This window comes from Oleiphilus sp. HI0128, assembly GCF_001635365.1.
On the sequence record NZ_LWGG01000183.1, the window covers coordinates 1 to 1,310 of the forward strand.

Annotated in this window: 1 protein-coding gene; it reads left to right on the forward strand. The window is 45.6% G+C overall.

The window, feature by feature from the left end:
• Nucleotides 1-1,310: fibronectin type III domain-containing protein (locus A3763_RS02405; RefSeq protein ID WP_197482702.1), on the forward strand; the 1,310-nt coding region annotated here is incomplete at both ends.

Genomic DNA, 1,310 nt, shown 5'->3' on the forward strand with positions numbered 1-1,310 from the left:
CCACAGACAGGCATGGAAACGGCCCGACTATCAGTACGCCGATAACCTTTACAACCCTGGCCTCACCAGACACCATGGCACCCATTATTATCGGCAGCCCATTAATACAGAATATTACACATCAAAGCGTCGTCATTCGCTGGAAAACTAGTGAGCCTGCAACGACTCGTCTAGTAATCGGTACTTCGATAGATGAGCTTGAGCAAATTGAAAGTAAAAACGGTTTAAGGGCTTCGCATACTTTGCCAGTGACCGGCTTACAGCCTGATACATTTTATTACTTCCAAGTTCAGACCGCTGATGCGCAAGGTAATCTTGCAATGAGTGAGGTTATGTCCTTCCGCAGTAAAGTTAGAGGCCATCAAGGCGATCCTCACTTTATGTCGGAAGTGGAGGTTCTCGAACTTAGCGGTGCCACGCTTAGTGTCTACTGGGAAACCGATGTAAACGCTGATGCGCGATTGGTATGTACAAGCGCCGCCGCGACGCTTGAAGTGCACGTATCTAAACCAACTAAGAAACACACGCTTACTTTGACCACTTTAGTGGAAGGTAATAGCTATACTTGTACCGCATATTCCACTGATCATCACGGATATACAGCAAGCAAGCAAATTAATACGCTTATCGAAGTTGCCTCTAGTAAGCTAAGAAGTATTTCAACAAGTTCAGACAACACTGCGCCAATTCTGACCGCAACACCGGTTCTTGAAAGTTTCGGTGAGCTTGCAAGCTTAAGCTTAGTAAGTGATGAATTGTCGGTTGTATTTGTAGAATATAGACCTGAAGGTTCTGCTGATTGGCAAGCAGCGGGCTCACAATCCGAGAAGCTGTCGCACTTTATTCTGCTTCAAGAGCTAATCCCCAATAGCAGCTATGAGCTACGATATGTGTTGGCTGACATTGTGGGCAACCAAACATCTTTCCAAACAATTTCTTTTAACTCCGGTAGCTTGATCGATCTACCCTTGCCTGCTTTCAGCTCGCAGCCGGACGTAAGCTTTATTTCAACAAACACCGCGCTTGTTGAATGGGCCAATACCGATCAAGCAATTGGCCAGGTAAGCTTTGGTACGGCGATCGATGACTTATCTTACAAAGAAGCCAATATAGATAGTGCGCTGAGTCACCAAGTGAATCTTGTGAACCTTGATCCTGCGACTCATTATTATGTTCGTGTAGACGCTTATAATTTACTTGGCGAAATGGTTAGCAGTGACACCCTTAGTTTTGTTACGTCTGCTACAAGCGATAATGCAGACAGTGATAATGACGGCTTGCCGGATGTATGGGAGATCCAGTTCGGCTTG